This is a genomic window from Streptomyces sp. NPDC030296 (assembly GCF_055572815.1).
Genome location: NZ_JBVICQ010000006.1, coordinates 350,337 through 374,307 on the forward strand (window position 1 = coordinate 350,337; position 23,971 = coordinate 374,307).

Below are 23,971 nucleotides of genomic sequence, written 5' to 3' on the forward strand. Positions count from 1 at the left end.
ACATCACATGACCCGGTCCGGTCAGCGGCGAAAAAATCCGGCAGCTGTATGGGCCACATACGGGCAATCTCGGCCAAGTTCCACAACCCCGGAATCCGACCACCTGACGGGAGACGTCCGACATCCCGCGCATTCCGTGTTCGTGCCGTGTGGCTTGTGAGTGACCTGTCACCGCACGGTCCGAGGACCTTCAGAAGGCCGCTCGCCGGGCCGCCCCACCGCCGCACGGTCAGCGCGGGCTCTGCCGCATCTCCCTCGGGCTCACCCCGTAACGCCGCCGGAAGGCCGTGCTGAGGGCGCTCGCGGAGGAGAAACCGGCGGAATAGGCCAGGTCCGTGATCGACTGGTGCTCGCACTCCGCGCACAGCAACCGGTCCCGCACCAGCCGCAGCCGCTCCTCGCGGATCAGCTCACGGGGCGTGGTGCCCGCCTGCTGCAACGCGAGCTGTATCTGCCGCAGCGACCAGCCGAGGGCACGCGCCACCGTCGTCCCCGTGAGCCCCGGGTCGGCCACGTGGTCGCGCACATAGCGGCGGACCATCGCCTCCACCTCGCCCAACTGCCCCGGCACATCGGGGCGGTCGTCCCCGGCGGCCAGCATGCACACCAGCTCCACAACCCGGTCGGAGACGGCGTCGAACTCGGGGTCGGTCAGCTGCTCCCGCTCCTCGTGCAGGGCGGTCAGCATCCCGCCCACGATCCGCCCGAGCCCTCGGGTCAGGTCCAGCCCGGCCGACACCGGCGCCCGGCACCCCAGCCGGCCGTTCACCTCACGGGCGGGAACGGTGAGGATGAACGCGTCGACGGCGTCGCTCTGCAGACACTGGAAAGGCGACGCGAAGGAGACCAGCGCCCCGGTGCCCGGCGTCAGCCGCGCCTCCTCGCCGTCCTGCCGCAGCACGATCTCCCCGCCCAGCGGCAGCAGCAGCCGGTAGTCCTCGTCCGGGTCCTGGCGCACCTGGTGCGGGGTCCGGCTGTACTCGATCCGGTCCGAGCGGTACTTGACCAGTTGGTAGGTGTCCGTGCGCTGCCGGACCGTCCGCCCGCGGAAGTTCTCCGCGCGGGCGTAGCGGAAGCCCATCCGGGACTGGTACTCGCCGATGTGCTCGGTCCAGAAGTCGGCCCGCTCCCGCGGCTGAAGCTCCTCGGTGTTCAGCGCGTCGACGGCATAGCTTCCCCCGGGCAACGCCACTCCTCCCGTTCATCGATCCCGACGGCTTCCTTGCGGTCTCATACGATTCCTGACCGTGAAAGCTTCAACTGGTGCATGATCAAAGATGATTCGGAGTCCGATCCGGCCGTGGGGGCACCCTAGCGCGGCAAGCGATTGCCGTGCCGTGCGGTCGGTCGATCATGCGGAAGGGAAGGTCACAGGCCCCTTCACACCCCTTGCGCCACTCATGCGCCCTGTGACAACTTCCCTGCGCGCCACGGGAAGACACGCCGGGGCCGCATCACTAACGTCGGGCGCTCCGTCAACCCACGTTCACCGTCCGGGACCTGAGGATGTTCCGGGACTTGAGGACGTAAGGACTCGTGGACTTTCATGACCGATCAGATACCGCAGGCGGTGACCTGGGGCCTGGCCGCGGCCCTGCTCGCCACCGCCGTGCTGCTGCTGCGCCAGCACGGGATCACCGCGCGGCAGCGCAGACGGAACGCCGACCTGGTCCGCGAGGTCCGGGCGCGTGAGGAGGAGCTGCGCCATCTGGTCTCGGTCCGGCTGCCCGCGCTCGCCGACCACCCCGGCCAGGACGTCCCCGGCATCGGACCGCGCGACTCCCGGATCGCCGCCACCGAGTACGGCAAACATCTGGAGCGGGTCCTCGCCCTCTTCTCCGTCGCCGTCGACCACGCCCGCTCCCGCGCCGACCGCTCCGCCAAGGCCGCCCTCCAGGCGTCGATGCGCTCCCTCCAGGCCCTTGCCAACGAACAGCAGATCTCCATCGCCGAGATGCAGGACCGGCACGACGACCCCGACGTCCTGCGCGACCTGCTGGAGATCGACCACACCAACGCCCAGTTCGGCCGCCGTGCCCAGGCCATCGCCGTCCTGTGCGGATCCTGGCCGGGCCGCCAGCGCGCCACCGCCCCGCTGATCGACGTCGTCCGCGGCGCCACCTCCCGCATCCGCGACTACCGGCGGATCCGGGTCAACGGTCAGGTCGACATCGCGGTCGAGAGCCGCGCCGTGGAACCCGTCGTCCTCGCCCTCGCCGAACTGCTCGACAACGCCGCCCGCCACTCGCAGCCCGACACCACCGTCGAGGTCACCGTGCAGACCGTGCACAACGGCGCCTGCGTCATCGTCGACGACGCCGGCGTCGGCATGGACGCCCAGGCCGTCGAGAGCGCCGGCCGGCTGCTCGACGGAGCCCGGGCCGTGGACGTCACCCGCCTCGGCGACCCGCCCCGGTTCGGCTTCGCCGTCATCGGGGTGCTCGCCCGGCGCTACGGGTTCAGCGTCTCCGTGGACACCCGCTCCCCCTACGGCGGCGTCCGCGCCGTGGCACTCCTGCCCGCCGCGCTGCTCACCCACCTGGAACCCGCCGCGCCCGAGGCCCCGGCCCGCCCGGCGCCCGCCCCCGAGGACACCCCCCGCCCGGCGGTCACCGAGGGCACCACCGAGGGCGGCCTCCCCAAACGCCGCCGCCGTACCCCACGACGGCAGGTGGCCCCCGTGCCGGAGCCCTTCGACACCGAGGAGCCGCCCGGCCGGTCACCCGAGGAGAACGCCCGCATCATGGGGGCCTTCGCCCGCGGCACCCGCTTCGGCCGGGCCGCCGGGCGCATCCTCGACGACGACATCATCGCCCCCGAGCCCTCCACCCCCCACGACAACGAAGGGACCCCCCGCGCATGAGCGAGCCCGTGACCAACGAGCTGGGCTGGATGCTCGACGACGTGCTGAAGGTGCCCGAGGCACGGAACGCGATCCTGCTCTCCGCCGACGGCATGCTCCGCGCCCACTCCGCCGGCATCGACCGCGACGACGCCGAACGCCTCGCCGCGGGCCTCTCCGGTCTCCAGTCGATCAGCCGCAGCACCGCCGAGTTCTGCGGCCCGTCCACCAGCCCCTGGCGGCAGACCCTGATCGAGTTCGGGCACGGCTACGTCTTCCTCGTCGCGGCCGGCGAGGGCGCCTACCTCGCCGTCTCCACCGGCGTCGAGGTGGACATGGAGGCCGTCACCTACCGCATGCACAAACTCGTCGACCGGCTCGGCAAGGAGCTGTCCACCCCGGCCAGGCCCGCCACGGGCAGCCGGACATGACGCCCCGCCCCCGGCCCGGCGGGCGCCTGGTGCGGTCGTACGTCGTCACCGACGGCCGTGCCCGCCCCACCCGCAACACCCTGGATCTGATCACCCTGCTGACCGCCGCCGACGACCCGCCGCCGACCGGGCTGACCCCGGAGAAGCGCCGGATGATGGAGCTGTGCCGGCACGGCGCGCTCTCCCTGGGCGAGGTCGCCGGGCACCTCGGGCTTCCCGTCAGCGTCACCAAGGTGCTGGTCGCCGACCTCATGGACAGCGGCCACATCGCCACCCGCACGCCGTCCCCCGGGTTCCACAACCCCTTCGAGCAGGGGGAACGCCCCTCGGCCGTCCGGCGGTTCGACGTCGGCATCCTCCAGGAGGTCCTCGATGGGCTTCGCGCCCGCCTCTGACGACGTGTATCTGCGGCCGACCGTGCGGCGCGCGCTCAAGGTGCTCGTCGTCGGACACTTCGCGGTCGGCAAGACCACGTTCGTCGGCACGCTCTCCGAGATACGGCCGCTGCGCACCGAGGAGGTCCTGACGCAGGCCGGCGCCCTCGTCGACGACCTCGCCGGGACCCGCGACAAGACCACCACCACGGTCGCGCTGGACTTCGGCCGCCTCACCCTCAACCCGTCCCTGGTCCTCTACCTGTTCGGCACTCCGGGCCAGCAGCGCTTCACCCGGCTCTGGGAGGACATGACCCGCGGCGCCCTCGGCGCGCTGGTCCTCGCCGACACCCGCCGGCTGTCCCACTCCTTCGACGTGATGGGCACCCTGGAGGACCTGGGCCTGCCGTACGCCGTCGCCGTCAACGACTTCGACGGCGCCCCCGTGCACGACCTGGCCGAGGTGCGCGAGGCCCTCGACCTGCTGCCCGAGACCCCGCTCGTCCGCTGCGACGCCCGCGATCCGGACTCCTCCACCCGGGCGCTGATCGCGCTCGTCGCGTACCTGCTGAGCCGCGACGCCGAACTGGAGCACGCGTGACCCCCGAGAAGCCGTCCGGCCCGCCCCCGGGCTGCCCGGCCCACGAACCCCTCTACGGGCCCGACTTCGCCGCCGACCCGGCCGCCGCCTACCGGCGGCTGCGCGCACACGGCCCCACCGCACCCGTCGAACTCGCCCCCGGAGTCCGGGCGACCCTCGTCACCTCGTACGACGCCGCCCTGCACGTGCTGCGCAGCACCGAGACCTTCTCCAAGGACCCGCGCCGCTGGAACGACCTCGCCGACGGCACCGTCCCCAGGGACAGCCCCGTCGTCCCGATGATGATGTACCGGCCCAACGCCCTGTTCACCGACGGTGAGGAGCACCGGCGGCTGCGGGGTGCCATCACCGACAGCCTGGCCCGCGTGGAGCCGCACGCCCTGCGCGGTTACGTCGAGAGCAGCGCCGACACCCTCATCGACCGGTTCGCGCCCAGCGGCAAGGCCGATCTGCTCGGCGAGTACGCGCAGGTCGTCCCCCTGCTCGTCTTCAACCACCTCTTCGGCTGTCCCGCCGACCACGGGCTGAGGCTGGTCGAGGGCATGTCCGGGATCTTCGACGGGGTGGACGCCGAGCGGGCCGACGAACTGCTCACCACCACCCTGTTCGACCTGGTCCACCTCAAGCGGCGCACACCCGGCCCCGATGTCACCTCCTGGCTGCTGGCGCACCCGGCGGCGCTCACCGACGAGGAGATGGTGCACAGCCTCGTCGTGCTCATGGGCGGCGGAACCGAGCCGCAGCAGAACCTGATCGCGGGCGCCCTGCGGCTGCTGCTCTCCGACGACCATTTCGCGGGCGAACTGTCCGGCGGCAGCCTGCCCGTCGAGGACGCGCTCGACGAAGTGCTGTGGACGGACCCCCCGATGGCCAACTACGCGGTGCACTACCCGGTCCGGGACGTCGTGTACGAGGGCGCGGTGCTGCGGGCCGGGGACCCCGTGGTGGTCTCGCTCGCCGCCGCGAACACGGACCCCGCGCTGACGGGTGACCGGCGGGCCGGCAACCGGGCCCACCTGGCGTGGAGCGCCGGCCCGCACAACTGTCCCGCGCAGAGCGAGGCCCGGCTGATCGCCTCGGTCGCGGTGGAGAAGCTCCTCGACCGCTTGCCGGACCTCGAACTCGCGGTGCGCCCGGATCAGTTGGCGTGGCGCCCGGGTCCGTTCCACCGGGCGCTCACGGCCCTGCCGGTCACGTTCCCGCCGGCCCCTTTGGCGACGCGGGCAGCCCCCGCGCGCACCGTCCCGCCGGTGCCGCCCGCCCCGCCCGGCCCACCCGGCCCGCCTACGGCGGGTGGGACCGGGTGGGCGCGGTTGTTGTCCTGGTGGCGGGGGGAATAGGCGGCGCCTCACAGCTCGGGGATGCGGGGTGCGTTGGCGGCTGCGGGTCCGTTGTGGTTCCTCGCGCAGTTCCCCGCGCCCCTGGAGGGACGGGCCTGCGGCCCGCCCTCCAGCTGAAAGGCACGGGCGCAGCCCGGTCGCTTTTCAGGGGCGCGGGGAACTGCGCGGCCAGCCCCCACTCACCCGCAGTCGCCCACGCACCCCCACCCGCCCCCACGAACCGCGTCCGGCCCTCACCCCGCCCGTACAGGCAACCGCCGATGCCCGTTGGAGATGAACGACTCCACGTACCCCAATGCGTCCTCCTCCGCCCCCAACCGCAGCGCGGGGAACCTCTCGAACAGCGCCGGCAGCGCGATGCGCGCCTCCATCCGCCCCAGCGGAGCGCCCACGCAGAAGTGCACCCCGTGCCCGAACGCGAGGTGCTCCTTGTCGACGCGGGTGACGTCGAAGACGCCCGCGTCCTTCCCGTGCCGTTCGGGGTCGCGTCCGGCGGCGGCGTACGCCGCGAGGATCGCCTCGCCCTTGCCGATCACGACCCCCTCCGGCCCGCCGAACGCGGCGAGGTCCAGGTCCTCCACCGCGTACCGCAGCGGCAGGCTCGCCACCGGCGCCTCGTACCGCAGGGTCTCCTCCACCACGTCGTCCCAGGTCGCCCGGCCCGCACGGACATGCGCGAGCTGCTCGGGGTGGGTGAGCAGGGAGTGCACGGCCTGGTCGAGGAGGTTCACCGTGGTCTCATGGCCGGCGCTGATCATCAGCACCAGCGTGTCCAGCAGTTCCTGCTCGCTGAGCCGCGCGTCGTCCTCGTCGCGGGCCGCGATCAGCCCGGTCGTCAGGTCGTCGCCGGGCGTGGCACGCTTCGCGGCGACGAGTTCGCCGAGGACGCCGTAGAGCCGCTCGTAGGCCGCGGTCATCTCACCGGGGTCGGCGGCCGTGTCGAAGAGGCGGTCCACCAGCTCCCGCAGCTCCGGCGCCCGTTCCTCGGGCAGCCCGAACAGTTCGCTGATCACCCGGATCGGCAGGGGGTAGCAGAACTCCTCCCGCAGGTCGACGCTCCCGCCACCGCGCAGGCCGTCCTCGACGTGGTCGAGGAGTTCCTCGGTGATCTTCTCGATGCGGGGCCGCATCGCGGCCGTCCGGCGCGCGGTGAACGCCTTGGCGACCAGGGTCCGCAGCCGTTTGTGGTCGCCGCCGTACGCGGTGAACATGTTCTGCACGGCGACCCAGGTGAACAGCGGCCACTCCGGGGTGATCTCACCGGCCGCGAACCGCGGCCAGTGGCGTCGCGCGTCCTTCGACACGCGGGGATCGGTGAGCAGCCGCTTGAGCAGCTCGGGGCTGCTGACCGCCCACGCCTCGACGGCGGGCGGCCCCGGGAGCACCACACGGGTCGCCGGACCGTGCGCGCGGATCCGGTCGGCCTCGCCGTGGATGTCACGGCCGGACGAGTCGATCACTAACGGACTGGGGTTGCCCATCGGGCCCTCCTGCGGTCGGGAACACTGCCACGGCGCACCGTGGAAACCCGGTCACGCTACGGCTCCGCGGCGTCGCGGGGCGAGTTCACGGGTGGCGCGCTGCGCACGCGGGCAACTTCCCTGCGCGTTCCCGCAAGTCGGGTGCGGGAGCGGCTCCTAGGATCGGGCCACCCCTCCCCATGAAGAGCCGGTGAGTGCCATGACTGTCAGCTGGGCCCCGCGCTGGATGTGCTCGTACAGCCCCGAGGTGCGTACGGTGCCCGCCGGGCGCTGGTGGAACGCGGTCCGGGTGCCGGTCGCCCTCGGCGTACCGGCGCTGACGGCCCTCGGGGACGCCACGGGAGCCGTCATCGAGGACGTCTTCGGCGGGATCATGTACTGGCTGGTGCCGCCCGGCGACGGGGCCGACTGGCGGCTGGCGGGCGTCCAGGTCCTCGGAGCGGGCTGCCATGTGGCCATCCCGCCCCTGCGCCGCGCCTCGGGCCCCGGCCTCTACTGGCGGGTGCCGCTCTGCCACGACCGCTACTGGACCGACACGGCCCGTCTGAGTGCGGCCCTGACCTCGGCAGCGAAGTTCCCCGCGCCCCTGTAGGGGGCGCGGGGTCGTCGTACCGCGCGTGTTACGCCTCGGCGGGCTGCTCCCGCTGGTGCGGCTTCGCGGCCCGGTCGCGGGCGCGGTTCTTGCGGGTGCGCCGGGGTTCCTGGTCCGGCAGCCACCCGAAGGCGAGCGTGCTGCCGACGGCGCCCATCAGCAGGCCGACGACGAACCCGCCGATGTTGGACGTGAGCCAGGTGCCCAGGGAGAGCAGGATCCCGAGGATGGAGTAGAACAGGCGCTGGGACGGGTTGAAAACGATCAGCAGCCCGCACACGATCATCAGCGAGGGCAGCAGATAACCCGCCAGACCCTGCATTCCGATCTTCAGGATGACGGGGAGCGGTGCCTTCATGGTCACCAGGATCTCCGCGCCGCCCAGGAACAGCAGCAGCCCGCCCGCGAAGGGCCGGCGTCCTCTCCACTCCCGGAACTCGTTCACTTCGGGCAGCCCTCGCTCTGGAATCGCATGTGCAGGTCGGGCAGCTTGAAGACGGCCGCGGTGGCGGCGTAGTTGTGCTGGTACAGGTCGGTGATGGTGACCGAGTCGGCCTGCTGGCCGTAGACACCGGGAGGACCCTGTTGTCCGACCTTGTCGAACGTGCTGGAGTCGCGGCCGATCTCGATGTTGTTGAACGAGGCGTCGCCGCTGATGTCGTCGGAGTCGATCGCCAGGTTCTTCACGCTCACCGGCGTGGACTTGTCGCCCGCGGTGAGGACGAGCTGGATGCCGCCGAGGTCGACGCTCTGGCACAGGTTGGTCAGCTTGCCGCTCTTGACGACCGAGGTCACGACGAGCACCTGGCCGCCGGTGTCGCCCTCGTTGGGGCTGTTCTCGATCATGTGGTCCAGCGCGCCGAACTGGGCGAAGCCCTCACCTTCGAGCTTGTCGGCGGTGACGACGAACGGCATGCCGGAGATGGCGAACTGGACACCCAGGGCGCCCTGCGCGGTGAGGATCATCAGACCGGCGGCGACCGCGGTGGCCGGCACCGCCATCACGGCGGCGCGCTTGAGGCGGACCCGCCCGCGTCTGCCGGATGCTTCGGACCCCTCGGGTCTTTCGTGGGTGGACGCCGTGGCGTCCGAGGACGAGGCCATGTGTGCTCCCTGGACCTTTAAGTCAATGCAGATGGGGCTTCGACGGCACGTTGTCCTGGCGCGGACAGCGGTTGCGGCGCACGCCTGAGCACACCTCCCGAGGGTGCAAGGGCTTACTTGCTACGCCGCAGTAGCCAATCCGGAAGTTACCGGTGGTTACATTCAAGGGTCAAGGTGCTTGTGGCAAAAGGATGTTGGTTGTGCCGCACCTGTGAAAGGTGAACATCTCTCACCTTTGGTTTTGTCCTTCCCCGATCCTCCGCACCCCATGTCGGGTGGCGTCTTCTGGCATCCAACTTCCTTACGACGCCTTGACGTTGACTCTCGCTCAGGTCTACAACTCTCCCGGGTTTCCCCCAACGGATCCGTGGCGCCGGATCCGACGCGCAGCGCCCGTCACCGTCCCGAGCCCCCGTCGCCGACGGGGTGCGGGTGACACATGGAAAGCGCTGCGCGGCCCGACGCGGTATCACCCCTCGCCGGTGCCGGGCACGGTCGCCTTCCCCCTCCACTGGGCCGTGCCCGATTCCCGGACCCGTCGCTGTCGATCCGTCACGTACGGAGAAGGCGTGTCACGGATCGGCAGCGACCGAACGGCGCCGAGCGGCATCGCCGCGTTCCCCCGCGCGAACGGTGTCACCCGCGCCCACCCACCCGCAGTTCTCATCTTCCTGAGAAGAGGCACTCCCCATGCGTACGCGATCCCTCCTCGCCCTCGTCGGAAGCACCGCCGCCCTGATGGTCGCGGCCGTCAGCCCCGCCTCCGCCGCCGACACCGTGCTGACCACCGGCGGTCTCGCCGGTGACGCCGTCGCGGTCGGCGACGTCCTCAACGCCACCCTCGCCTCCGGCACGGCCGCCACGTTCCGCTCCAGCGCCACCGGCACGAGCGGCATCTCCTGTTCCCAGTCGGCCTTCAACGCCACCGTCACCGACAACCCGGCGGCGCCCGGCACGGCCACCGAGTCCGTCACCGCGCACACCTTCGGCGGCTGCACCAGCAACGTCTTCGGTGTGACCGGCGTCAACGGCATCACGGTCAACAACCTGCCCTACACGACGACCGTGACCTCGGACGGTGTCGTCACCGTCAGCCCGCAGGACGGCTCGGTCATCCAGACCACCGTCGTCCTGCGCACCCTGCTGGGCACCATCAACTGCGTGTACCAGGCGCCCAGCATCAGCGGCACGGCCAGCAACGACGACAACAGCATCAACTTCACCGCCCAGCCGTTCACCCGGACCTCGGGCTCCTCGCTGTGCTTCAGCACCGGCTACTTCACCGCGAAGTACTCGCCCGTCACCGACGGCGACCAGGGCGGTGCCACGGTCTTCGTCAACTGACGCCGGCCCGCGCGGCACCGTCAGCGGCGCCTGCGTCCGCGGAGGAAGAGGGCGGCGCCCGCGGCGAGCACCATCGCCGCGGCGCCCCCCGCCACCAGCGGAACGGAGGTGCCGCTGTCGTCGGTCGTGGAGGCCACGGGGCTGCCGGGGACCTCCGCCCCGCCACCGGCCGCGGCCTCCCCGGACGCCGAGGACGGCTCGCGGGAGGGGGTGGGCGTCGCTGTCGGTGTCGGGGAGGGCTTCTCCGCCTTCGGCTTCCTGCTCGGAGCGGACTCCCCGGAGGCGTCCGGCGTCCGCTCCGCCCGCTTCCCCCCGGCGTCCGGGCCGGCCTTCGCGGCCGCCGGGAACACCACGTCCGAGCAGGAGTAGTACGTGTCCACCGTGCTCGTGTTCTGCCAGATCGTGTACAGCACATGGTGGCCGGAGCGGTCGGTCGGCAGCTTCGCCGAGAAGCGGTACGAGCCGTCCCGCAGCGGCGGGTCGGTGACCGAGGCGAACGGCCGCTCGGGCAGGTCGGCCCAGGTGAGCGGCTTCTTCGGGTCGTATCCCGGCTTCGTCAGGAACAGCTTGAACGTCCCGGTGTGCGGAATCGTCGACCGGTACGTCAGATTCAGCGTGCCACCGGGGGCGAGGCGCGTCGAGGGCCAGTCGGCGCGCGCCAGGTCCAGCCCCCGGTAGGCCGCGAGCCCGCCGCTGCACAGCTTTCCGTCGGGGACGACCTGCCGGTCCCGGCCGTTCACCCCGGCGATCCGCAGGTTGTCCCACGCGGTGAAGGGCGCCCCGTTCGCGGCGATCGCCGCCCGGCACGCTGCCGAGTTCTCCCGTCCGCCGCCCTCGGGCGAGCAGGCCGACACCCGGCTCACCGGATCGGTCGGCGCGCCGTGCGCGGACGCGGGGGCGACGGCCGCCGCCGTCACCAGCAGGGGGGCCGCCACGAGCAGCACGGCGCCACGGAGACCGGCGGCGCGCAGGGCGGGGGAGCCGGCGGTGCGGAGGCCGACGACACGCGGGCCGGTGCCGAGGCGGCCGTCGGTGCGCCGGCCGGCGGTGCGGTGGGCGGACAAGCGGTACATCCGGAACGTCCGATCCATGGGGTGCGGGGCGAGTGGTCCACCGAGTCGTACGGGACCCGGGGAGACCGCGTTCAACGGAACCCGGCCCGGCGGGAGTGAGCGGCGTTCAACGGAACCCGGCCCGGCGGGAGTGAGCGGCGTCCGACGGAACCCGGCCCGGCGGGAGTGAGCGGCGTCCGACGGAACCCGGCCCGGCCGTGGCGACCCGCGTTCCACGGGACCCCACCCTGTTCGACCGGTCGGATCCAGCCATCCGCAGGGCCCCCTAAATCGCCTCGGCAAACCCGGCGAAGCGGCATATCCAGCCCGACTGCCCTACGGGATAGGGGAGTTCCTCAGGGGGGTCGAGGGTTTTCCCCGTATCCCCATGACCAGCGCTTTGCCTACTGTGCTGCCACAGCTGAACCACAGGTAACCCCTGGTGAACAGCTTGCGCCTGGCCGGCCTCCGCGCCACACCCCCTTTCTGGACCCCCCGCCGCTTCGACGAAGAAGCGACACACTGCCGCTCCTCCCCTGACATGAGCAGGCCACGAAAGGCGAAGCCCTTGCGTACCTCCACCTCACGCACCACCGGACGGAAGCTCATATCCGTCGCCGCGGTCTCCGTCGCCCTGGTGGCCGGAATGACCACCTCGGTCGCCGTCGCCCAGGCCCCCTCCGCCAAGGCCGACCCCGCCCCGGCCCTCGCCGGTGCCACCGAGGCCGCCCCCGGCACCGTCGCCGAGCGCCTGATCGTCGGCTACAAGTCCGGTGCGGCCGAGGCCACCTCGAACAAGGCCGCCTCCGCCGACGCCGAGGCCAAGGGCAAGGAAGCCGGCGAGAACCTCGACTTCCAGCGCCGCCTCGGCACGGGCGCCGCCCTCGTCGACCTGGGTGAGGACCTCACCCGGACGGACGTCGCCGACGTCATCGCCGAGTACCGGTCCGACCCGCAGGTCGCCTATGTCGTCCCCGACCGCCTGAACAAGCCCAAGGCGGACCCGAACGACACCGAGTACAGCAAGCAGTGGGACCTCTTCGAGTCCACGGCGGGCATGCGCGTGCCGGGCGCCTGGGACGTCACCACCGGCACCGGTGTGACCGTCGCCGTCATCGACACCGGCTACGTCGCCCACTCCGACCTCGCCGCGAACATCGTCGGCGGCTATGACTTCATCGCCGACACCGCGGTCTCCGTCGACGGCGACGGCCGCGACAGCAACCCGGCCGACCCGGGCGACTGGTACAACGCCAACGAGTGCGGTTCCGGCATTCCCGCCAGCACCTCCTCGTGGCACGGCACGCACGTCGCGGGCACCATCGCCGCCGCCACCAACAACGGCAAGGGCATCGCCGGCATCGCGTACGGCGCGAAGATCTCCCCGATCCGCGTCCTCGGCAAGTGCGGTGGCTACGACTCGGACATCATCGACGCCATCACCTGGGCCTCCGGCGGCACCGTCTCCGGCGTCCCGGCCAACACCAACGTCGCCAAGGTCATCAACATGAGCCTCGGTGGCGACGGCGCCTGCACCACGGCGACCCAGAGTGCCATCACCGCCGCCGTGAACCGCGGTACGACCGTCGTCGTGGCCGCCGGCAACGAGAACGACAACGTGGCGAACCACTCGCCCGGCAACTGCAACAACGTCATCTCGGTCGCGGCGACCAACCGCTCGGGCGCCAAGGCCTCGTACTCCAACTACGGCTCCCTCGTGGACATCTCGGCGCCCGGCGGCCAGACCAGCACCGGCACCGCCAACGGCATCCTGTCCACGCTGAACGCGGGCACGAAGACGCCCACCTCGGAGTCGTACGCCTACTACCAGGGCACCAGCATGGCCACCCCGCACATCGCGGGCCTCGCCGCGCTGCTGAAGTCGGCGAACTCCTCGCTGACCCCGGCCCAGGTCGAGTCCGCGATCAAGGCCAACGCCCGCGCTCTGCCCGGCTCCTGCTCCGGCGGCTGCGGCGCGGGTCTGGCCGACGCGGCCAAGACGGTGCAGGCGGTGTCCGGCGGCTCCGGCGGGGGCTCCACGGGGGGCACCACCTTCACCAACACCACCGCCGTCTCCATTCCGGACAACGGCTCGGCGATCGAGTCCTCGATCTCCGTCACCGGGCGCAGCGGCAACGCGCCCGCCACCCTCCAGGTCGGTGTGGACATCACCCACACCTACCGCGGTGACCTGGTCCTCGACCTGGTGGCCCCGGACGGTTCGACCTACCGTCTGAAGGCCTCCAGCTCCTCGGACTCCGCCGACAACGTGAACACCACCTACACGGTGAACGCGTCCAACGAGGTCGCCAACGGCACCTGGAAGCTGCGTGTCCAGGACGTCGCGTCCGCGGACACCGGCCGGCTGAACAGCTGGAAGCTGACCTTCTGACGTCAGCCCCACTGACCGCCACCCCCCACTGCCGGCGGCCGAGCGATGCGAGCGGGCATCGGTCGGCCGCCGGCCCTTTTCCGGCGTGCCGTCAGCGGGCCGTTAGCGTAGGCGCATGTCGACGAAGAAGACCGAGAAGTCCGACGGGACCCAACCGGAGCAGGCCGAGGGGATCCCGTCGCAGAGGTCCGACGGGACCTGGTCGGAGAGGACCGGGGAGAGCCCGGCGCCGGTCGCGGCGGTGTGCCCCGGCTGCGGCGGGTCCGGCCCTTCGGCGCGCACGGTCGCCGAGACCTGCGCCGACCCGGAGTCCCGGGCCTCGGGACTGACCGACCGGCTGGCGCGTTCCCCGGGGGTACCGTCCCGCTTCGACACCGTCCTGCACTTCATCGAGGGCATGATCCTCGTCGCCATGGGCGCCTATCTCGCCCGCAGCGGCCTCCAGAACGACAAGCCCGTCCACACGATCGCCGGTTCCCTGCTCGCCGTCGCGTTGTTCGTCGGCACCCTCGCCGTGGTCCGGGGCGAACTGCGCGAGCGGAAGGCCGTCATGCGGGGCGAGTCCCGCGCCGAACTCCTCTGGCGGCCCGCCCACCACTGCTCCGCCTGCGGCGCCGTGTTCTACCCGTCGGGCACCCCGTGGCAGGGCGCCCTGACCCCCGAGCAGTTCCAGAAGTACGTGTGGACCGAGGCCGGCTACGGCCGGCAGCTCGACAAGAAGGTCAAGGACGTCGCCCTGCCGCCCGCGGCGCCCACCGGCCCCGGAGGGACCCCCGACCGTGTCTGACGCCCCCCTGATCCACGGCACCGACCCGGCCTCCTTCGCGCACGCCGTCCTCGCCGAACGCCATCCCGCCCTCATCCGCAAGGTCCTCGACGCCACCCCCTACGGCCCCGAGCAGCGCCACGCCCTCACGACCCTGCTGCACGACGCCACCGAGGGCCTCCTCGCACCCCCGGACGACGACCCCTGGTGGGACACCTGGGACGTACGTCGCCACGCCGGCCGGTCCTGGTTCGACCTGCCCTTCCTCGTCGCCGAGAGCTGCTTCTACCGCCGACTCCTGCACGCCGTCGGCTTCTTCGGCCCCGGCCCCTGGCAGGGCGTCGACCCGTTCCGCCCCTTCAAGCTCGCCGAGCTCGACACCCCCGAGGCGACGGCCGAACTCACCGCCGCCGACGCCCTCGCCGAACGGCCCCCGCGCGAGCGGCTGCCCGCCCTGCTGCACGGCTCGCTCTGGGGCAACCGGGCCGACCTCGGCTTCCGCATCCAGACCGCCGGGTCCACGGCGGACTCCCGGCTGCTCGTGGACGACGGCGAGGAACTGCTGTCCCTGCTGTCCAGCGGCGGAACGCTCTGCCTGGTCGCCGACAACGCGGGCCGCGAACTGATCCCCGACCTCCTCCTCGTCGACGACCTCCTCACCCGGGGCCGCGTCGAGCGCGCCCTGCTGCATCTCAAGCCGTACCCGTACTTCGTCTCGGACGCCACCACCGCCGACGCCCTCGACGCCGTACGCCACCTCGTCGCCGCCAAGAACGCCGCCGGGCGACGGCTGTGGTCCGCCCTCGCCGACGGCCGTCTCGTGCTGCGGGCCCACCCCTTCTCCTGCGCCCCGCTGCCGTACGCGGACATGCCGGACGACCTGCGCGAGGAGTTCGCCTCCGCCGACCTCACCCTCCTCAAGGGCGACCTCAACTACCGGCGCCTGGTGGGCGACCGGCTCTGGCCGCCGACCACGTCCTTCGCCTCGGTCACCGCGTACTTCCCCGGTCCGGTGGCCGCCCTGCGCACCCTCAAGTCCGATGTGATCGTGGGCCTGGACGCCTCCACCGAGGCCGCGCTGGTGGCCGCGGAGGGGCAGCGGTGGCGCACCGGCGGGGCACACGCGGTGATCCAGGTGAACGCCGGTACGAACTGAGAAGTCCGGGCGCCGGCGACGAAAGCGCCCGGATTCACGCGATGGTGTGATCATGTTCCGCCGCCCGGATGCCGGTCGGGGGCCACGGGTAGGGCCCGGCCATGACGCAGCCGTTCCAACTCCCGCACTTCTATCTGCCGTACCCCGCGCGGCTGAACCCCCACCTCGACGAGGCCCGTGCCCACACCAGCGCGTGGGCGCGGGAGATGGGCATGCTGGAGGGCTCCGGCGTGTGGGAACAGGCGGACCTCGACGCGCACGACTACGGGTTGCTGTGCGCGTACACGCACCCCGACTGCGACGGCCCGGCACTCTCGCTCATCACCGACTGGTACGTGTGGGTGTTCTTCTTCGACGACCACTTCCTGGAACTCTTCAAGCGCTCCCAGGACCGCCCCGGCGGCAAGGCCCACCTCGACCGGCTCCCGCTGTTCATGCCGCTGGACCTGGCCACCCCCGTCCCCGAGCCGCGGAACCCGGTGGAGGCCGGGCTCGCCGACCTCTGGGCGCGCACGGTGCCGGCGATGTCGATGGACTGGCGCCGCCGCTTCGCCGTGGCGACCGAGCATCTGCTCAACGAGTCGCTGTGGGAGCTGTCCAACATCAACGAGGGGCGGATCGCCAACCCCGTCGAGTACATCGAGATGCGCCGGAAGGTCGGCGGCGCCCCCTGGTCCGCCGGTCTCGTCGAGTACGCGACCGCGGAGGTCCCCGCGGCGGTCGCCGAGTCGCGGCCCCTGCGGGTCCTGATGGAGACGTTCTCGGACGCCGTCCACCTGCGCAACGACCTGTTCTCCTACCAGCGGGAGGTCGAGGACGAGGGGGAGAACAGCAACGGCGTGCTCGTCCTGGAGACGTTCTTCGGCTGCGACACACAACAGGCCGCCGAGACCGTCAACGACATCCTCACCTCACGGCTGCACCAGTTCGAGGACACCGCGCTCACCGAGGTCCCCGCGCTGGCCCTGGAGAAGGGGCTCACCCCGCCCGAGGTCGCCGCCGTCGCCGCGTACACCAAGGGCCTCCAGGACTGGCAGGCCGGCGGCCACGAGTGGCACATGCGGTCCAGCCGCTACATGAACGACGGGGCGACCTCCTCGCGCGGCCCGCTCGACCTCGGCGGCGCGCTCCTCTCCGGCCCGTCCCTGGTCACCGGGGCGGGGTTCGGCACGTCCGCCGCCGACGTGGGCGCGCTGGTCGCCTCCGCCGCCGCCGAACGGCTGCGCACCCGCGCGCATCTGCCGTACCAGAAGGTCGGACCGTCCCTGATCCCCGACTTCCACATGCCCTTCCAGGTGGAGCTGTGCCCGCACCTGGACGCCGCCCGCCCGCGTCTCACCGCCTGGTCGCACGCGATGGGCATCCTCGGCGAGGGCGTCTGGGACGAGGAGCGGCTCGCCGCCGCCGACCTGCCCCTGTGCGCGGCCGGCCTCGACCCGGACGCCACCCCCGAGGAACTGGACCTCAGCTCGCAGTGGCTGGCCTGGGGCACCTACGGGGACGACTACTACCCCCTGGTCTTCGGCCACCGCCGTGACGTGGCCGCCGCGCGCCTCACGACCGCTCGGCTCTCCGACTGCATGCCCGTCGAGGGGGAGGCGGTCCCCGTCCCGGTGAACGGGATGGAACGGGGCCTGATCGACCTGTGGGCGCGGACCACCGCGGAGATGACCCCCGACGAGCGGCGCACCCTGAAGGCGTCCGTCGACAAGATGACCGAGAGCTGGGTGTGGGAGGTGTTCAACCAGCTCCAGAACCGGGTCCCCGACCCGGTCGACTACCTGGAGATGCGGCGCGCCACCTTCGGCTCCGACCTCACCCTGAGCCTGTGCCGGATGGGCCACGGCCCGCAGATCCCGCCCGAGGTCTACCGCAGCGGCCCCGTCCGCTCCCTGGAGAACGCGGCCATCGACTACGCGTGCCTCATCAACGACGTGTTCTCGTACCAGAAGGAGATCGAGTACGAGGGCGAGGTCCACAACGCGATCCTCGTCGTGCAGAACTTCTTCGGCTGCGACTACCCGGCCGCGCTGGGCGTGGTCCACGACCTGATGACCCAGCGCATGCGGCAGTTCGAGCATGTCGTCGCCCATGAACTCCCCGTCGTGTACGACGACTTCGAGCTGTCGCGTCCGGCGCGCGACATCATGGACGGCTATGTGGACGACCTGCGGAACTGGCTCGCCGGCATCCTGAACTGGCACCGGCAGGTCGACCGCTACAAGCCCGCCTTCCTGGCCCGCCGCGCCCACGGCTTCGTCCCCGGCCGGGCGCCGGCCCTGCCGTTCACCCCCGCCCGGGTCGGCTGACCCCCGCACGGCTCACACCGGCAGGTGTGCCGCCCGGGCCGCGTGGTCGACCGCGGCCCGGGCCAGCCCGCGCACGAACGGGTGCGGGCGGCTGCCGTCGCCCGAGAGTTCGGGCTGGAAGAGGGTGGCCAGGAAGAAGGGGTGACCCGGCAGTTCGACGATCCTGACCTGGCCGTCCTCGTCGTGCCCGGAGAAGCGCAGCCCGTGCGCCCGCAGGGTGTCGAGGTGAGCGGAGGGGCCGTACCGGCAGGAGTACCGCTCGACGGTCCGCTCGGCGCCCAGCACCGACTGCGCGAGCGAACCGGGTTCGACGCGTACGGCTGCCTCATGTCCGGCCAGGGAGCAGGCGAGCGGCTCGATCAGGAAGTCCTCGGCGTCCGGGTCGTTCTCGGCGTGCGCGACCCCGGTGAGTCCGCACACCGTGCGCGCGTACTCCAGCAGCGCGTGCTGGAAGCCGCCGCAGGTGCCGAGGAACGGGATGCCCTCCTCACGGGCCGTACGGATCGCGGACAGCACCCCCGCCTCGCTGCGGTAGGGGCTGCCGGGCACCACCCACACCGCGTCGAAGCCGCGCACGGCCGCCGAGTCCGCCGCGGCGTCCTCGGAGTGGATCCAGTACGCGTCCACGACGAGCCGGTCCCGCTCCGCGAGGGAGTCGAGGATCCGCGGGATCCGGATGTGGGACACCACGTCGGGGGAGCGGTCGCCGACCAGGGCGAGCCGGGCGGAACGGGAAGCGGAGGGGGCGGCCTGCGCCGGGCTGTTCGTCATGTCCGTCATCCTCGGCGCGGGCCCGTGTTCACGTCCAACGATGATTTCCACACCCTCGATAAGCAAAGCTGATGCTGCTCGGCCGCATCACGGGCGCGTCGCGGGATCATGGCGGCCATGGATCCGCATCTGCTCCGCACCTACGTCACCGTGGCGCGCCTCGCCTCGTTCTCCGAGGCCGCGCGGGAGCTGGGCTACACCCAGTCCGCGGTGTCCCAGCACATCGCCGCGCTGGAACAGGACCTCGGCGCCCCCCTGCTGACCCGGCGTCCGGTCCGGCCCACGGCCGCCGGGGAGCGGCTCCTCGAACACGCCGGGCCGCTGCTGCTGCGGCTCGACGCGGCCCGCGCCGACGTGGTCCGGATGGCGTCCGCGCCCGAGCACGGGCTGACCCTCGCCGTGACCCCGACCGCCCTCGGCCCCCGGACCGTCGCCGCGCTGCCCGCCGCCGGCGTGACCCTGCGGGCACTCGCCCGCGCCGACATCCCGGCGGCGGTCGCCACCGGCGCCGCCGACCTCGGCCTGGTCGACGGGCTCGCCGCGCCCAGCGACCCGCTGCGGCTGCCCGACGTGGCGCCGCTGACCACGTGCGGCGTCGCCGAGGAACCCGTCTGCGTCCTCCTCCCGGCGGCCCACCCCCTCGCCCGGCGCCCCGGACTGCGCCTCGCCGACCTCGTCGACGCCCGCTGGCTGGACGCGCCCGGCGCGGGCCTGCCCCTGGACCGCCTCCACACCGCGGGCGGCGCGGGAGGCGTCCGCACCGCCCTGCGCTACGAGGGCACCGACCTGCGGACGCTCACGACCCTCGCCGCCGCCGGGCACGGCCTGACGGTCCTGCCCCGTAGCTTCACGACCGACGTACCGGGCGCGGTCGCCGTCCCCCTCGTCGCGCCCCGCCTGGTGCACCGCACGGAACTGATCCACGGCGGAGCCCTGCGCGGCCCGGCGGCGGCCCTGGCCCACGAATTGACGGAGCAGCACAGGGAGTGAGGGCGGGGCGAGCGGGCGGGGCGAGGGATGATCCGAGGGCGGCGTGGGCGGCGTGGGCGGCGTGGGCGGCGTGGGCGGTGAGGGCGGCGTGGGCGGCGTGGGCGGTGAGGGGTGGTGACCGGGGTGAGGGGTGGTGCCTATGGGGGGCGCGGTGACCGGCGTGAACGGCGCTGATGGGGGTGAACGGCGCTGATGGGGTGTCAGTCTCACTCTTTCGTGGCTCGTCGCGCCGTCGTGCGCCGGGTAGATGTCCGCCCGACCCGAACCGCGGACCGGAGGCGCGCACCATGGAGCAGACCGCGTTGAGCCCCAAGGCCAGGCCCGGCGAGGGGCCCGGCGGCGAGGTACCCGATCAGCTGCCCGACCGGGCGCCCGACGAGGACCGGCCGTCCGGCCCGGCCCGGCGACCGCACGCCGCGCCCCGCCGCGCGCGGCAGCGGGTGGTCACCCTGGTGTTCGTCCTGGTCACCTGTGTGGTCCTGGTCCTGTCGGGCGTCGGACTCGGCGCGCTGGCCCTCACGGCGACCGGTGTGGGCACCCTCGCGGAGGCCCGGCGGGCCCCGGCCGCCGCCCCGCGCCCCGACAGTGGCTGGGTGCTGCCGACCACCCCGGTACCGGCGTTGGCCGCGGCCCCCGGCCCGGGCCCGGCGCCGGCCCTCGGCGGTTCGGCCATGGGCGGTCCGGCCCGCGCCCCCGCGACCCTCGGTATCGAGGCCGTCGACGCCACCGGGGGCGCAGGCGCGCTCGTCGTCGGCGTGCACGTGCCCGGCCCCGGCTACGGCGCGGGCCTGGTCCGAGGTGATGTCGTCCTCGCCGTCGGGGACACCCGCACGGGGTCGGCGGCCGACCTCGCGCGGGCGATCGCCGCCGCGCGCCCCGGCACCCCGGCGAAACTCCTGGTACGCCACGCCAACGGCACCCGCCGCTACCTGGTCGCCGTACCGGGGGTGGCCATCTGAGCCCCGCCGACCGCTCCTCGGCCCCGTACCGGAAGATGGTCACACCGGCCCCGACGGACGGCGACGCGCCTCCTGCGGCCCTACGCCCCTACGGCCCCTACGGTCCTACGACGCCACCCGGAAGTGGCTCGTCAGGCGGCCCTCGTCGTCCAGCACATGGAACGCCAGTCCGGGCGGCGCCTCCCGGTCCGCGGCCTGGTCGCCCTCCCAGGGCAGCCGGAGTGTCCACGTCACCCCCGGCCCGACGACCAGCGGCCGCCCCGCGAAGGTGGTCGCGGCGGGCGTGTGGGCGTGCCCGGTGATGATCCCCGCGATCTCGGTCCGGCGCTCCAGCAGCCGGGCCAGCGCGCTGGGGCGGCCCAGCCGGTAGGCGTCCGGCAGGGGATGGTGCAGCGCCACCGGCGGATGGTGGAAGGCGAGCAGCGCCGGCCGGTCCCCGTCGAGGTCGTCGAGGGTCTCCTCGATCCAGGCGTACGTCAGCGGCTCCAGCTCGCCCTCGTCCCGCCCCGGCACGCTGGAGTCGCACATCAGCACCGCCGCGTCGTCGAAGAGACGCACGCTGTTGATGGGCCCGTCGGCGGCCGGCTCGCCGAGCAGCGCCTTGCGGTAGGGCGCCCGGCTGTCGTGGTTGCCCGGGCAGGTGAGCACCGGGAACGGGGCGTCCCCGCCGCGCAGCCCCAGCAGCCGCGCCGCCTCCTCGTACTCGGCCTCCGTGCCGTGGTCGGCGATGTCCCCGGTCACCAGCAGCGCGTCCACCCGGCCCGGCAGGCCCCACAGCAGGTCCCGCACACGCTCGGCCCGCCGGGTGGCCCGGTCCGTCCCGTCCAGATGCAGATCACTGATGTGTGCGAGTACGAGCATCGTCGGACGCCTCCCTTGGGCCCACTGCCTTAATGGAACAGGGGAATCTAAGCATTAGCCCTAACGGATGAGCAATCGGCAACCATTAACAGGTCGCCGGGACATCGGCCTCGCCGCGCTGTGGGAGCTCCACGAGATCGGCTCTCCGGCGGCGTGCTGCTGCTTCTCGGCGCCCGCCTCGCCCTGGAGAGCTGACGGAGAGCCCGGCACCGGGCGCGCCGGAGCGCACGCGCGCCGACACCTGCGGCAATGGGGTCGCGTGGGGTGCCGCGGACGGGCAGGATGCTGCCCGTAGGGCGTGCCGCGCCCTGCCCCAGGGAACTCCGAGCACACGGAGGCATGGATGACCGGCACGTCTGGCCACGGATCCGCGCCACTGACCGCCGACGACCCGCCCGGCCCCCTGACGCCCTTCACCGCCGACGACTACCGCGCCCGGATGCGGCGAGCCGCCCGTGCCGCGGCCGACGCGGGCCTCGACGGGCTGCTGGTGGCGCCCGGCCCCGACCTGGTGTGGCTCACGGGGTACCGGCCGCCGGAGACCGAGCGGCTCACCCTGCTGGTGCTGAGGGACGGCGAGGACCCGGTGCTGGTGGTGCCCGCCCTGGAGGCCCCGGACGCCGAGGAGGCCCCCGGCGGCCCCGCGCTGGACCTGCGCGACTGGACCGACGGCAAGGACCCCTACGACACGGCCGTCCCCCTCCTCGGGCCGCGCGGCCGTTTCGGCGTCAGCGACAACACCTGGGCACTGCACCTGCTCGGCCTGCAGGGGCGGCTGCCCGACACGGCGTACGTCGGGCTGTCCGAGGCCCTGCCGATGCTGCGGGCCGTCAAGGACGCGGCGGAGCTGGAGCGGATGGCGGCGGCGGGCGAGGCCGCCGACCGGGCATACGAGGAGATCCGGCGGGTGCCGTTCGCCGGGCGCCGGGAGACCGAGGTCGCCGCCGATCTCGCCGACCTGCTGCGGCGGTTCGGGCACTCCCAGGTCGACTTCACGATCGTCGCCTCCGGGCCGAACGGCGCCAACCCGCACCACGAGGCCGGCGACCGCGTCATCACCGACGGCGACATGGTCGTCCTCGACTTCGGCGGACTCAAGGACGGCTACGGCTCCGACACCTCCCGCACCGTCCACGTCGGCGAACCCGACGCCGAGGAACGCGAGGTGCACGACGTCGTACGCGCCGCCCAGGAGGCCGGGTTCCGCGCGGTGAGGCCCGGCGTCCCCTGCCAGGAGGTCGACCGGGCGGCCCGCGCCGTCATCGCCGACGCCGGGTACGGCGACCGCTTCATCCACCGCACCGGGCACGGCATCGGCGTCACCACCCACGAGCCGCCGTACATGGTCGAGGGCGAGGAACGCCCCCTCGTGCCAGGCATGTGCTTCTCCGTCGAACCCGGCGTCTACCTGCCGGGCCGCTTCGGGGTGCGGATCGAGGACATCGTGACCGTCACCGAGGACGGCGGGCGGCGCCTGAACACCACCCCGCGTGACATGGCGATAGTGCACTGACCCCTCGAAGGAGCCCCGAACCCCCCTCCCCTCCGGACGACAACGGCGCGACCATGACCCAGGCACCGACACCCACCGCGGACACCGTCCGCCGACTGGTCCGTTCCCTGATGAAGAACGGCGAGGGGAGGGCCGGCGGCGCGGGCGGCGACGGCCCCGACGTACGGCCCGTCACCGAGGAGGACGGGCCGTGGACCTGGTGGGTCGGCACCCGCCATGTGCTGCGCCTCGCCCCCGACCGGCACGCCGTCGTACGGCAGCGGCGCGAACTGCGGCTGCGCGACCTGGTCCGGCCGCACGTCGGCGTCGCCGTCCCGGTGAGCGTCGCGCACGGCGAATGGTCCGGCGGCCTCACCTACACGCTCGACACGCGTGTCCCCGGCACCGCCGCCCCCGTGCACGACGTGTCCGCCGTGGGCGAGGACGACCTCGCCGGGCTCCTCACCGGCCTGCGCGAGGTGCCGCAGCGGCAGGCGGAGGCGCTCGGGGTGCCCCGGCTGCCGCCGCGCTCCCTGGAGGGCCTGCGGACGGCGGCGGGACGGGCGGCCAAGCAGCTCGCCGGAGCGGACGAGTTCGACCCGGCGCGGCTGGGGCAGCTCACCGCGCCCAACGCCGCGCAGCTCACCGCTCCCGCGGCCGTGCTCGTCCACCACGCGCTGACCGGCGAACACCTGCTGGTCGGCGCCGACGGGCGGGTGCGGGGGGTGGTGGACTGGAGCGACGCGGCGGTCGGAGACCCCGCCGAGGACATCGCGCGCCTCGCGACGGCGGTCGGCGCGCCCGCGGCGGTCCGCGCGGCGACCCTCGCGGGGTACGGGGCGCGGCCCTGTCTGCGGGGGCTCTGGCTGGCCCGCTGCGACACGGTCGTCGCTCTCGCGGCGGCCGCGCCGCTCCCCGCGCTGCGGGAGCGGCTGCGGCGGGCGTGGGAGCCGATCCTGCTGGAGCGGGTGACCGATCTGCGGGGGGAGGACTGAGGCCCGTATGTGGGGGCTTGCTGCCTGGCGCGTCGGGGGCGCCCAGCAGCTCGTGGGTGGGCGTGATACGGCGACTGCGGCTGGTCCGTGGTCGCTCGCGCAGTTCCCCGCGCCCCCGG

At 73.0% G+C, this 23,971-nt stretch carries 22 protein-coding genes; 15 read left to right on the forward strand and 7 right to left on the reverse strand.

The window, feature by feature from the left end; translation table 11 throughout:
• Window positions 1-229: 229 nt before the first annotated feature.
• Entirely contained in the window at window positions 230-1,192 is a 963-nt protein-coding gene (locus ACZ4Z3_RS19720; RefSeq protein ID WP_468502184.1) for a helix-turn-helix domain-containing protein, read from the reverse strand.
• Between the two features lie 354 nt (window positions 1,193-1,546).
• Between ACZ4Z3_RS19720 and ACZ4Z3_RS19725 the strand changes: the two genes are divergently transcribed.
• The 5 genes from ACZ4Z3_RS19725 to ACZ4Z3_RS19745 are packed head-to-tail and all read left to right on the forward strand — an operon-like array spanning window position 1,547 to window position 5,588.
• Window positions 1,547-2,863, forward strand: coding sequence for an ATP-binding protein (locus ACZ4Z3_RS19725; protein WP_468502185.1), 1,317 nt, complete (start codon window positions 1,547-1,549; stop codon window positions 2,861-2,863).
• A complete protein-coding gene (locus tag ACZ4Z3_RS19730) occupies window positions 2,860-3,273 on the forward strand; it encodes a roadblock/LC7 domain-containing protein (RefSeq protein WP_468502186.1) in 414 nt (137 codons plus the stop codon). Before ACZ4Z3_RS19725 ends, ACZ4Z3_RS19730 begins: the two co-directional genes overlap by 4 nt.
• Complete coding sequence (locus ACZ4Z3_RS19735; protein WP_468502187.1) at window positions 3,270-3,668, forward strand: DUF742 domain-containing protein; 399 nt, start codon at window positions 3,270-3,272, stop codon at window positions 3,666-3,668. The genes ACZ4Z3_RS19730 and ACZ4Z3_RS19735 overlap by 4 nt, the downstream gene beginning before the upstream one ends.
• Window positions 3,646-4,248 (forward strand): GTP-binding protein, encoded by a 603-nt coding sequence (locus ACZ4Z3_RS19740; RefSeq protein ID WP_468502188.1) that lies wholly within the window; start codon window positions 3,646-3,648, stop codon window positions 4,246-4,248. Before ACZ4Z3_RS19735 ends, ACZ4Z3_RS19740 begins: the two co-directional genes overlap by 23 nt.
• On the forward strand, window positions 4,245-5,588 hold the full coding sequence (locus tag ACZ4Z3_RS19745) for a cytochrome P450 (RefSeq protein WP_468502189.1): 1,344 nt from the start codon (window positions 4,245-4,247) through the stop codon (window positions 5,586-5,588). The genes ACZ4Z3_RS19740 and ACZ4Z3_RS19745 overlap by 4 nt, the downstream gene beginning before the upstream one ends.
• A 233-nt stretch (window positions 5,589-5,821) precedes the next feature.
• Here the strand turns inward: ACZ4Z3_RS19745 and ACZ4Z3_RS19750 are convergent, their stop codons facing one another.
• Window positions 5,822-7,069 (reverse strand): cytochrome P450 family protein, encoded by a 1,248-nt coding sequence (locus ACZ4Z3_RS19750; protein ID WP_468502190.1) that lies wholly within the window; start codon window positions 7,067-7,069, stop codon window positions 5,822-5,824.
• Between the two features lie 199 nt (window positions 7,070-7,268).
• On the opposite strand from ACZ4Z3_RS19750, the gene ACZ4Z3_RS19755 reads away from it, so the two are divergent.
• A complete protein-coding gene (locus ACZ4Z3_RS19755; RefSeq protein WP_468502191.1) occupies window positions 7,269-7,661 on the forward strand; it encodes a hypothetical protein in 393 nt (130 codons plus the stop codon).
• A gap of 28 nt (window positions 7,662-7,689) precedes the next feature.
• Here the strand turns inward: ACZ4Z3_RS19755 and ACZ4Z3_RS19760 are convergent, their stop codons facing one another.
• Together ACZ4Z3_RS19760 and ACZ4Z3_RS19765 are read right to left on the reverse strand one after the other, a co-directional pair.
• Window positions 7,690-8,106 carry a DUF6114 domain-containing protein gene (locus ACZ4Z3_RS19760; RefSeq protein WP_468502192.1) on the reverse strand — a complete coding sequence of 139 codons (417 nt, stop codon included), beginning with the start codon at window positions 8,104-8,106 and terminating at the stop codon, window positions 7,690-7,692.
• Window positions 8,103-8,765: a DUF6230 family protein gene (locus tag ACZ4Z3_RS19765; RefSeq protein ID WP_468502193.1), complete on the reverse strand. Its 663-nt coding sequence runs from the start codon at window positions 8,763-8,765 to the stop codon at window positions 8,103-8,105. Before ACZ4Z3_RS19765 ends, ACZ4Z3_RS19760 begins: the two co-directional genes overlap by 4 nt.
• Window positions 8,766-9,455: 690 nt before the next feature.
• On the opposite strand from ACZ4Z3_RS19765, the gene ACZ4Z3_RS19770 reads away from it, so the two are divergent.
• Window positions 9,456-10,109, forward strand: coding sequence for a Tat pathway signal sequence domain protein (locus tag ACZ4Z3_RS19770; protein ID WP_468502194.1), 654 nt, complete (start codon window positions 9,456-9,458; stop codon window positions 10,107-10,109).
• 20 nt (window positions 10,110-10,129) lie between these two features.
• Here ACZ4Z3_RS19770 and ACZ4Z3_RS19775 read toward each other — a convergent pair whose 3' ends face one another.
• The gene (locus tag ACZ4Z3_RS19775) at window positions 10,130-11,182 is read right to left on the reverse strand and encodes a lytic polysaccharide monooxygenase (protein ID WP_468502195.1); all 1,053 of its coding nucleotides are present in this window, start codon (window positions 11,180-11,182) and stop codon (window positions 10,130-10,132) included.
• 547 nt (window positions 11,183-11,729) lie between these two features.
• On the opposite strand from ACZ4Z3_RS19775, the gene ACZ4Z3_RS19780 reads away from it, so the two are divergent.
• The 4 genes from ACZ4Z3_RS19780 to cyc2 all read left to right on the forward strand — a co-directional run bounded on the left by ACZ4Z3_RS19780 (window position 11,730) and on the right by cyc2 (window position 17,784).
• Window positions 11,730-13,553 carry a S8 family peptidase gene (locus tag ACZ4Z3_RS19780; RefSeq protein WP_468502196.1) on the forward strand — a complete coding sequence of 608 codons (1,824 nt, stop codon included), beginning with the start codon at window positions 11,730-11,732 and terminating at the stop codon, window positions 13,551-13,553.
• A gap of 115 nt (window positions 13,554-13,668) precedes the next feature.
• Window positions 13,669-14,340 carry a hypothetical protein gene (locus ACZ4Z3_RS19785; protein ID WP_468502197.1) on the forward strand — a complete coding sequence of 224 codons (672 nt, stop codon included), beginning with the start codon at window positions 13,669-13,671 and terminating at the stop codon, window positions 14,338-14,340.
• Window positions 14,333-15,475: a damage-control phosphatase ARMT1 family protein gene (locus ACZ4Z3_RS19790; protein WP_468502198.1), complete on the forward strand. Its 1,143-nt coding sequence runs from the start codon at window positions 14,333-14,335 to the stop codon at window positions 15,473-15,475. The genes ACZ4Z3_RS19785 and ACZ4Z3_RS19790 overlap by 8 nt, the downstream gene beginning before the upstream one ends.
• 101 nt (window positions 15,476-15,576) lie before the next feature.
• Complete coding sequence (gene cyc2, locus ACZ4Z3_RS19795; RefSeq protein ID WP_468502199.1) at window positions 15,577-17,784, forward strand: germacradienol/geosmin synthase Cyc2; 2,208 nt, start codon at window positions 15,577-15,579, stop codon at window positions 17,782-17,784.
• Between the two features lie 12 nt (window positions 17,785-17,796).
• On the opposite strand, the gene ACZ4Z3_RS19800 is transcribed toward cyc2, so the two are convergent.
• Window positions 17,797-18,555 (reverse strand): CTP synthase C-terminal region-related (seleno)protein, encoded by a 759-nt coding sequence (locus ACZ4Z3_RS19800; RefSeq protein WP_468502200.1) that lies wholly within the window; start codon window positions 18,553-18,555, stop codon window positions 17,797-17,799.
• Window positions 18,556-18,672: 117 nt separating this feature from the next.
• Between ACZ4Z3_RS19800 and ACZ4Z3_RS19805 the strand changes: the two genes are divergently transcribed.
• Window positions 18,673-19,545, forward strand: a complete 873-nt coding sequence (locus tag ACZ4Z3_RS19805) for a LysR family transcriptional regulator (protein WP_468502201.1) — start codon at window positions 18,673-18,675, stop codon at window positions 19,543-19,545.
• Window positions 19,546-19,832: 287 nt separating this feature from the next.
• Window positions 19,833-20,504 (forward strand): PDZ domain-containing protein, encoded by a 672-nt coding sequence (locus ACZ4Z3_RS19810; RefSeq protein ID WP_468502202.1) that lies wholly within the window; start codon window positions 19,833-19,835, stop codon window positions 20,502-20,504.
• A 105-nt stretch (window positions 20,505-20,609) separates the two neighbouring features.
• On the opposite strand, the gene ACZ4Z3_RS19815 is transcribed toward ACZ4Z3_RS19810, so the two are convergent.
• A complete protein-coding gene (locus ACZ4Z3_RS19815; RefSeq protein ID WP_468502203.1) occupies window positions 20,610-21,365 on the reverse strand; it encodes a phosphodiesterase in 756 nt (251 codons plus the stop codon).
• Between the two features lie 439 nt (window positions 21,366-21,804).
• Here ACZ4Z3_RS19815 and ACZ4Z3_RS19820 point away from each other — a divergent pair, with 439 nt between their 5' ends.
• Both ACZ4Z3_RS19820 and ACZ4Z3_RS19825 read left to right on the forward strand, forming a co-directional pair.
• On the forward strand, window positions 21,805-22,878 hold the full coding sequence (locus ACZ4Z3_RS19820) for a M24 family metallopeptidase (RefSeq protein ID WP_468502352.1): 1,074 nt from the start codon (window positions 21,805-21,807) through the stop codon (window positions 22,876-22,878).
• A 53-nt stretch (window positions 22,879-22,931) separates the two neighbouring features.
• Window positions 22,932-23,852 carry an aminoglycoside phosphotransferase family protein gene (locus ACZ4Z3_RS19825; RefSeq protein WP_468502204.1) on the forward strand — a complete coding sequence of 307 codons (921 nt, stop codon included), beginning with the start codon at window positions 22,932-22,934 and terminating at the stop codon, window positions 23,850-23,852.
• The last annotated feature ends 119 nt before the right edge of the window (window positions 23,853-23,971 follow it).

Coding starts and splice junctions, on each gene's coding strand:
- ACZ4Z3_RS19785 (WP_468502197.1), top strand. CDS start 13,669: ATGTCGACGAAGAAGACCGAGAAGTCCGACGGGACCCAACCGGAGCAG.
- ACZ4Z3_RS19725 (WP_468502185.1), top strand. CDS start 1,547: ATGACCGATCAGATACCGCAGGCGGTGACCTGGGGCCTGGCCGCGGCC.
- ACZ4Z3_RS19735 (WP_468502187.1), top strand. CDS start 3,270: ATGACGCCCCGCCCCCGGCCCGGCGGGCGCCTGGTGCGGTCGTACGTC.
- ACZ4Z3_RS19770 (WP_468502194.1), top strand. CDS start 9,456: ATGCGTACGCGATCCCTCCTCGCCCTCGTCGGAAGCACCGCCGCCCTG.
- ACZ4Z3_RS19820 (WP_468502352.1), top strand. CDS start 21,805: ATGCGGCGAGCCGCCCGTGCCGCGGCCGACGCGGGCCTCGACGGGCTG.
- ACZ4Z3_RS19750 (WP_468502190.1), bottom strand. CDS start 7,069: ATGGGCAACCCCAGTCCGTTAGTGATCGACTCGTCCGGCCGTGACATC.
- cyc2 (WP_468502199.1), top strand. CDS start 15,577: ATGACGCAGCCGTTCCAACTCCCGCACTTCTATCTGCCGTACCCCGCG.
- ACZ4Z3_RS19800 (WP_468502200.1), bottom strand. CDS start 18,555: ATGACGAACAGCCCGGCGCAGGCCGCCCCCTCCGCTTCCCGTTCCGCC.
- ACZ4Z3_RS19825 (WP_468502204.1), top strand. CDS start 22,932: ATGACCCAGGCACCGACACCCACCGCGGACACCGTCCGCCGACTGGTC.
- ACZ4Z3_RS19815 (WP_468502203.1), bottom strand. CDS start 21,365: ATGCTCGTACTCGCACACATCAGTGATCTGCATCTGGACGGGACGGAC.
- ACZ4Z3_RS19775 (WP_468502195.1), bottom strand. CDS start 11,182: ATGTACCGCTTGTCCGCCCACCGCACCGCCGGCCGGCGCACCGACGGC.
- ACZ4Z3_RS19805 (WP_468502201.1), top strand. CDS start 18,673: ATGGATCCGCATCTGCTCCGCACCTACGTCACCGTGGCGCGCCTCGCC.
- ACZ4Z3_RS19755 (WP_468502191.1), top strand. CDS start 7,269: ATGACTGTCAGCTGGGCCCCGCGCTGGATGTGCTCGTACAGCCCCGAG.
- ACZ4Z3_RS19730 (WP_468502186.1), top strand. CDS start 2,860: ATGAGCGAGCCCGTGACCAACGAGCTGGGCTGGATGCTCGACGACGTG.
- ACZ4Z3_RS19740 (WP_468502188.1), top strand. CDS start 3,646: ATGGGCTTCGCGCCCGCCTCTGACGACGTGTATCTGCGGCCGACCGTG.
- ACZ4Z3_RS19810 (WP_468502202.1), top strand. CDS start 19,833: ATGGAGCAGACCGCGTTGAGCCCCAAGGCCAGGCCCGGCGAGGGGCCC.
- ACZ4Z3_RS19765 (WP_468502193.1), bottom strand. CDS start 8,765: ATGGCCTCGTCCTCGGACGCCACGGCGTCCACCCACGAAAGACCCGAG.